The following is a 7,708-nucleotide window of genomic DNA, read 5'->3' on the forward strand; positions in this document are numbered from 1 at the left end:
CTATCCGCGATCTCATCTGTTGATAGAAACCCCTCATCCGGCGCTCCGCGCCACCTTCTCCCACAAGGGGAGAAGGGACAATAGCATGCCACTCGATCCACTCGCGAAGCGCTTGTTGACCATGATGGCCGCAGCTGCGCCCCAGGCGCGGAGCCGGCCGAGCGTCGAGATGCGGCGGCAATCGCTGGCGAAGCTGATGCAATTTGCGCGCGCCGAGGCGCCTGATGTGACCGCCTCCGACGGCATGCTGCCCGGCCCCGGAGGAGAGCTGCCCTATCGGCTGTATTCGCCGGGATCTGCCGGCCCTCGCGCGCCGGGCTTCGTTTTCTTTCATGGCGGCGGGCTCGTCGCTGGCAGCATTGCGACGCATGATCGTATCGCGGCGGCACTGGCGCATGCGACCGGGTGCCGTCTCGTGTCGGTCGACTACCGTCTCGCGCCCGAGCACAAATATCCGGCGGCCGTCGACGACGCGATCGCGGCCGCCGAATGGGTTGCGCGCGAAGCCTCCGCGCTCAGCATCGATGCCGAGCGACTGGTGGTCGGCGGTGATTCTGCCGGCGCGACGCTGGCGGCGATCGTATGCCAGGAGGCGGCACAGAGCGCCGGCCTCTCCATCGCCGCACAATGCCTGATCTGCCCGGTGCTGGATTTCGAGGAGACTTCCCCTTCGCGCGAGGCGTTCGCGGAAGGGCATCTGATCGACCGCGCCACCATCGAGGCTGACCTGTCCGACTATCTGCCCGAGGGGCTGGATGCTGCCGATCCCCGCATCTCACCGTTGCGGGCGACGCGGCTCGCAGGGCTGCCGACCGCGATCATCCACACCGCCGAGTTCGACCCGATGCGTGACGAAGGCAATGCCTATGCCCGCAAGCTGCTCGCAGCGGGCGTCGCGGTCGAGCACGTCTGCCATGACGGCATGGTCCACAATTTCCACGCCATGGGCGCGATCCTGCCCCAGGCGCAGCTCGTGCTGTCGCAGATCGGCGAGCAGGTCAGGCGTGCGGTGGAAAAATAAGCGCGCGAGTCAGGCTCTGGCATCGCGGCCGTCCATCGCCCGCGATTGCGCTTGACCACACGGCCGATCACGTTTCATGTAACAACAATTCCGTCATCAGATCGCCACGCGTCGGATTGTCACGTGTCACATCACGATCCATCGCATCATTGGGCTTTGCGCGCTGCTGCGATTGGATTGTTATGCCTGACCATGTTGGCCGGCGCCGCCTGGGCCGCCGACGCGGAGGATGAGGACGCACGGGCAAAGCCGGCGGTCCCGAACATCTATCTGGATCTCCGTACGATCTATGCCACGATTCCGGCGGGCACGCTCGGCCTCGGCTTCGGCAACACGTCACTCTCCGCTGCGTTCGAGGCGCTGGCGGCACAACGCGGCGCGACGCTGCCGAGCGGATTGCCAGCCGCACGATCGATCGCACTCGACCTGCCGCTGACCGTCGATGTCAGCGATCGCGTCTCGCTCTATGGCGGCGTATCCGGCTCGTCGACGGATCTCGGCGGCGGCTGGTCGTCCTTCGACATCACCAGCTGGAATATCGGCGTGCAGGCCGATCTATATCAGCAGAACGGCGGCAGGATCCCGACCATCACGCTGCAATCGACCCTGACGCAATCGGTGCCGAACGAACAGGGCATGACGAATTCGTTCAACAACGTCCTGGAATTCGACTATGCGCTGGACGAGGACGAGACGCGGGGCTGGCTTGCCGGCGTGCAATATACTTACACCGACATCGCCAGCCTCATCGCCCGGATCAAGCCGAACACGATCCTCTATGCAGGCGGCTATTACCAATGGCCGAGCAACTGGAAGTTCATCGGCCGCCTCGGCGTGCAGTCCTTCGGCGGCGCCCAGCTTGCGGGTCGGACGCTGGCAGCTCCCTTCACCCAGCCGATCCTGCGGCTCGACCTTGACCGCATGGATGACAATGACAACCGCCTGTTCGGCATCACCGCGCAGATCGCGTGGATGCCCAAGCCGTCCTATCAGCTGACGCTGCGGACGCCGCTTTACGCGGTGCGCAACTGACCGCGACGTGGCGATGATCTCTTCCAAGTTCCGCGTCAACCGGTTGTTAATCCTCCTTCAAAAACATCGCGCGCGTTACATCGTCGCAAGGAAGGTTCGGCCAAAGTGGGACCGGTCTTTCGCTTCGTGTTTTCTCACTGGAGACTGCGAATGTCCCGCTTGGTCACGGAACGGACGTTCCTTTCCGGGAAGATATTCTTCAATTTCGGCCAGTCGTCGATCGACTGCGTCGTGCGCCGACTGTCCGAAGAAGCCGCGACACTCGAGATGGAGAGCGGCCTTGGCGTTCCCGACCGGTTCCAGCTCAGGCTTGCGGGACGCGATATCCTGAGCTGCCGGGTGATCTGGCGATCGGACCGTCAGGTCGGGGTTGCCTTCGAGCAGCCCGATGCCGTCGAGCACCCGGCCGGCGACGGGCAGGGACGCTCGCAAGATGCCCTGATGCGCGCCCAGATGCTGGCCCTGCGTGCCGCCCTCGATCACGTGCCGACTGGAATCGTGCTGCTCGACGCAAACCTCCGGGCGCGCCTGATCAACCGGTCGTTTCGCCAGATGTGGCACCTGCCTGACCAGGTCGCCGACAGCAATCCGTCCATTCTCACGCTGCTTCATCATGGGCGCGACATCGGGGCCTACGAGGTGCCGGACCCCGCTCTCGAGGACCACGTGATCGAGCGCGTCCGCGTGATCGAGGCTGGCGATCCGACGCCGATCGATGTGCGTCGAACCAATGGCGATGTCGTGCGCGTCCAATGCACGCCGTTGCCGGACGGCGGGCGCATGCTGACCTATACGCCTGTCACCGACATCGTGCGTGCCTCGGACGAATTGAAGCTGCTGCGGGACGCCCTGGAGAATGTCCAGGACGGCGTTCTCCTGCTCGATTCCGATTTGAACGCGAGCTTCATGAATTTGCGGATGCGCCGGTTCTGGGAGGTGAGCGAAGACGAGGCCACCGCCCGCCCGGCCTATGCTTCACTGGTGAGCCGCACACAGCGCGCGAGCGCACCTGACCTCGCGACGAACGAGCTGGTAAAATTCCCGGGCAAGCGCGTTGCCGAGGTCATGGCCGGCGACCACGTGCGCGACCTGCAAACGCCCGACGGGCGGCGGATCCGGGCGCATTGCACCACGATGTCGAACGGCGGCCGGATGCTGACCTATGTCGACATCACCGATCTCACCAACAAGGCCGCCATGCTGGAGCGGCTGGCGACGACCGATTCGCTGACGGGCCTGTACAACCGTCGGCATTTCCTGGAGGCGCTCGATGCGGAATGGAGTCGTTTCCAGCGCTACTACCGCTCGGTCTCGGTGCTGATGCTCGACATCGATCATTTCAAGTCGGTCAACGACCGCTACGGTCACGCAGTCGGCGACGAAGCGATCAAGGCTGTTGCGGCCGCATGCAACGAGGGCAAGCGCAAGTCCGATCTCGTCGGCCGCATCGGTGGCGAGGAGTTCGCGGTTCTTCTGCCGGAGACTAGCCTGTCGCGCGCCAAGCTCGTCGCGGAGCGCATCCGCAAGCGCGCGATGGCGATCCAGTTGAACGCGCATCAGGTGCAGTTCGGCGTCACCGTCAGCATTGGCATTGCCGAAGCCGCCGTCAGCATGTCGGGCACCGACGCACTGATGGGAGCGGCCGATCAGGCCCTCTACCAGGCCAAGAACGAAGGCCGCAATCGCTGCATCGCCTGGAATCCTCCGCCGCCTGCAAGCAAGGCAGCGGAGTGATCGCCGCGAACGAATTCTATTCGGGCACTGGCACGTAGAAGACGCGTATCACGCCTAAATATCAACGGCTCAAAACTCCAGCGGCGCGTTGTCGACGACTTCTTTCATCACGAAGAAGGTGCGGGTCTGGCGCACGCCGGGCAGCGCGATAAGTTGCTCGCCATGGATGCGGTTGAAATCCTCCATGTCGCCGACGCGGATCTTGAGGAAGTAGTCGAAGTCGCCGGCGACGAGATGGCAATCGAGCACAAACTTCAGCTTGGTAATCGCCTGCTCGAAGGTCGCAAAGCTCTCCGGAGTCGAGCGGTCGAGCACCACGCCGACCATCACCAGGGTGCCCTTGGCCACCTTCTTCGGCGCCACCATGGCACGGACGGCGGCGATGAAGCCGTCCTCGAACAGCCGCTGGGTACGGCGATGGCAGGTGGCGGGGCTGATCGCGACTGATACGGCCAGCTCGGCATTGCTGAGCCGGCCGTTATTCTGCAGCAATCTCAACATCTTGAGGTCGATACGGTCGAGACGGGCAGACATGGAAGAAGCTTCCGAATATTGGTTCTATCGCGGAGGAATTCTTATCTGATGGCGCAATTTGTGCAAGTTAAGGCGCAATATTGGCGCAATATTCGAAAGCACCTTTATGCGGCGCAATGCTAGCCACATCCCAGACCCAACGCCCATCAGGGATGATCCCATGAACCTCGACAAATTCCCGCGCTATCCGCTGACCTTCGGCCCGACGCCCATCGAGAAGCTGGAGCGGCTGTCAAAGCATCTCGGCGGCAATGTCGAGATCTACGCCAAGCGCGAGGACTGCAACTCCGGCCTCGCCTATGGCGGCAACAAGCTGCGCAAGCTCGAATACATCATTCCCGATGCGATCGCCTCGAACGCCGACACGCTGGTGTCGATCGGCGGCGTGCAGTCCAACCACACCCGCATGATCGCGGCCGTCGCAGCCAAGATCGGCATGAAGTGCCGGCTCGTGCAGGAAGCCTGGGTGCCCCACGAGGACGCCGTCTATGACCGCGTCGGCAACATCATGCTCTCGCGCATCATGGGCGCCGACGTGCGTCTGGTTGACGACGGCTTCGACATCGGCATCCGCAAGAGCTGGGAGCAGGCGGTCGAGGAAGTGAAGGCTGAGGGCGGCAAGCCCTATGCGATCCCGGCCGGCGCCTCCGTGCACAAATTCGGCGGGCTCGGCTATGTCGGCTTCGCCGACGAGGTCCGCAAGCAGGAGAAAGAGCTCGGCTTCAAGTTCGACTACATCATCGTCTGCACCGTCACGGGCTCGACTCATGCCGGCATGCTGGTCGGCTTCGCCGCCGACGGCCGCGCGCGCAAGGTGATCGGCATCGACGGATCGTTCACGCCTGATCAAACCAAGGCGCAGGTGCTCGAGATCGCCCAGAACACCGCCAGGCTCGTCGAGCTCGGCAAGGACATCGTTGCAGACGACGTCGTGCTGATCGAGGACTATGCCTACCCCGCCTATGGCGTGCCGTCGGAAGAGACCAAGGAAGCGATCCGCCTCACCGCGCGGCTCGAGGCGATGATCACCGACCCTGTCTACGAAGGCAAATCGATGCAGGGCCTGATCGACCTGACCAAGAAGGGCTATTTCGAGAAGGGCGCGAAGATCCTCTACGCCCATCTCGGCGGCGCCCCGGCGCTGAACGGCTACGGCTACGCGTTCCGGAACGGCTAAGGGACTCTGCTCGCGCCACAGCCACCAGTGTCGTCCCGGGGCGCGACGAAGTCGCGAGCCCGAGACCCATAGCCACAGGATCGCGTTTGGCGAAGACTCGTGGTGACCAGCTTGGCATAACCACGTCGGACTGTGGTTATAGATCCCGGATCTGCGCTTCGCTTGTCCGGGATGACGATGGCGAGAGATCGAGGCTCGCCTACTGCGTCCGCACGATCTGCAGCAGCTCCTCGCCGTAATGCTCGAGCTTCTTGTCGCCGATGCCGGGGACGTTGCGCAGCTCGTCCAGCGTGGTCGGCCAGGCCCTGACGATGCCGTCGATGGTGGCATCGTGCAGCACGACATAGGCCGGCACCCCGCGCTCGCGCGCCACGTCCGAACGCCAGGACCGCAAGCGCGCGCGCAGTTCGGGATCGACATCGCCTTGCGGTGCGCCGGCAGCCGGCGCAAGGTCGCCGCGGCGGGACTTTGCGCGGCTGGCACGGACGCGCGTTCCAGGCGCCTCCTCGCGCAGCCACACTTCGGTCTCACCCCGCAGCACGCCGCGCGCAGTCTCCGTCAGCTTCATGGCGCCGAACGCCTCGCTGTCGGCCTGCAAATGCCCCATCGCCACCAACTGTCGCAGCACGGTGCGCCACTGCTTTTCGTTGAGCTCGCGCCCGATGCCGAACACCGACAGCTTGTCGTGGCCGAACTGCGTCACCTTGTCGGTCAGGCGTCCGATCAGCACGTCGATCAGGTGCATCGCGCCGAAACGCTGTCCGGTGCGATAGACGCAGGACAGCAGCTTCTGCGCCAGCACCTTGCCGTCGCGCATCTTGGGCGGCGTCAGGCAGTTGTCGCAATTGCCGCAATTCTCGGTGCCGACCTCCTCACCGAAATAGGCAAGCAACCGCCTGCGCCGGCACTGCGCGGTCTCGGCGAGGCCGACCAGTGCATCCAGTTTACCGATCGACACGCGCTTGAAATCGTCGGAGCCTGTGGACTCGTCGATCATGCGGCGCTGCTGCACGATGTCGGAGAGCCCATACGCCATCCACGCAGCCGACGGCTTGCCGTCGCGCCCGGCGCGTCCGGTTTCCTGGTAGTAGGCCTCGATGCTCTTGGGCAAATCGAGATGGGCGACGAAGCGCACGTCGGGCTTGTCGATGCCCATGCCGAAGGCGATGGTCGCGACGATGACGATGCCGTCCTCGTTGAGGAAACGGTCCTGGTTGCGCGAGCGCACCTGGCCGTCCAGCCCGGCGTGATAAGGCAGCGCTGCAATGCCGGCCTCGTCGAGCGCGGCAGCGACCTCCTCGACGCGGTTGCGCGACAAGCAATAGACCACACCGGCGTCACCGGCATGGCGCTCCCGAATGAAATCCTTCAACTGCGACACGGCGTTGCGCTTGTCGACGATCTCGTAGCGGATGTTGGGCCGGTCGAAGCTGGAGACAAATTGCGGGCTGTCGGTCAGCTGGAGCCGCTGGACGATCTCTTTCCGCGTCAGTTCATCTGCGGTCGCAGTCAGCGCGATGCGCGGCACATCCGGAAAGCGCTCGGCGATGACGGAGAGGCCAACATATTCGGGCCGGAAATCGTGCCCCCATTGCGAGACGCAGTGCGCCTCATCGATCGCGAACAGCGCCACCTTGGCTTGCGCCAGCATCGACAGGCAGCGCGGCGTCACCAGGCGTTCGGGCGCAACGTAGAGCAGATCGAGATCGCCCGCGATCAGACGACGCTCGATCTCAGAGGCCTCCTGGAACGTCAGCGACGAGTTCAGCGCGGCGGTGTTGACGCCGGCCTCGATCAGGCCCGCGACCTGGTCGCGCATCAGCGCGATCAGTGGCGAGACCACGATACCGCAGCCTTCGCGCAGCAGCGACGGCAATTGATAGCACAACGATTTGCCGCCACCGGTCGGCATCAGCACCAGGCAATTGCCGCCATCGGTGACGTGCCTGATGATCTCGCCCTGCGCGCCGCGAAAGCCCGGCAAGCCGAACACCGAATGCAGCACCGGCAGCGCATCGCGGCCATCGGCCGGCGCTGGCAGCGGAGCGGTGGAAGGGACGGACATGGGTGCGTCGGGGGTTTTCAGATTCGTCACAACGGCAGTCGCATGGCCGCGCTGGCGTTGCAAGACTGTTTGCGGGGCGGGAGCGATCACTTCCCCTCTTCCCTTGTGGGAGAGGGTGGCTCGCCGCAAAGCGGCGAGACGGGTG

At 64.2% G+C, this 7,708-nt stretch carries 6 protein-coding genes; 4 read left to right on the top strand and 2 right to left on the bottom strand.

Annotated elements, in window-relative coordinates:
• The first annotated feature begins 85 nt into the window (after positions 1-85).
• The 3 genes from Q0687_RS10260 (at position 86) to Q0687_RS10270 (ending at position 3,787) form a co-directional block, all read left to right on the top strand.
• Positions 86-1,021 (top strand): alpha/beta hydrolase, encoded by a 936-nt coding sequence (locus Q0687_RS10260; protein ID WP_298875517.1) that lies wholly within the window; start codon positions 86-88, stop codon positions 1,019-1,021.
• Between the two features lie 156 nt (positions 1,022-1,177).
• Positions 1,178-2,053 carry a hypothetical protein gene (locus Q0687_RS10265; RefSeq protein ID WP_298875532.1) on the top strand — a complete coding sequence of 292 codons (876 nt, stop codon included), beginning with the start codon at positions 1,178-1,180 and terminating at the stop codon, positions 2,051-2,053.
• 150 nt (positions 2,054-2,203) lie between these two features.
• Complete coding sequence (locus Q0687_RS10270) at positions 2,204-3,787, top strand: GGDEF domain-containing protein (RefSeq protein ID WP_298875521.1); 1,584 nt, start codon at positions 2,204-2,206, stop codon at positions 3,785-3,787.
• Between the two features lie 69 nt (positions 3,788-3,856).
• Here Q0687_RS10270 and Q0687_RS10275 read toward each other — a convergent pair whose 3' ends face one another.
• A complete protein-coding gene (locus tag Q0687_RS10275) occupies positions 3,857-4,321 on the bottom strand; it encodes an Lrp/AsnC ligand binding domain-containing protein (RefSeq protein ID WP_298875524.1) in 465 nt (154 codons plus the stop codon).
• 160 nt (positions 4,322-4,481) lie between these two features.
• Here Q0687_RS10275 and Q0687_RS10280 point away from each other — a divergent pair, with 160 nt between their 5' ends.
• Complete coding sequence (locus Q0687_RS10280) at positions 4,482-5,498, top strand: 1-aminocyclopropane-1-carboxylate deaminase (protein WP_298875527.1); 1,017 nt, start codon at positions 4,482-4,484, stop codon at positions 5,496-5,498.
• A 199-nt stretch (positions 5,499-5,697) separates the two neighbouring features.
• Here the strand turns inward: Q0687_RS10280 and recQ are convergent, their stop codons facing one another.
• Complete coding sequence (gene recQ / locus Q0687_RS10285) at positions 5,698-7,563, bottom strand: DNA helicase RecQ (RefSeq protein ID WP_298875529.1); 1,866 nt, start codon at positions 7,561-7,563, stop codon at positions 5,698-5,700.
• Positions 7,564-7,708 lie beyond the last annotated feature (145 nt).

This window comes from uncultured Bradyrhizobium sp. (assembly GCF_936928535.1).
Lineage (GTDB): Bacteria > Pseudomonadota > Alphaproteobacteria > Rhizobiales > Xanthobacteraceae > Bradyrhizobium.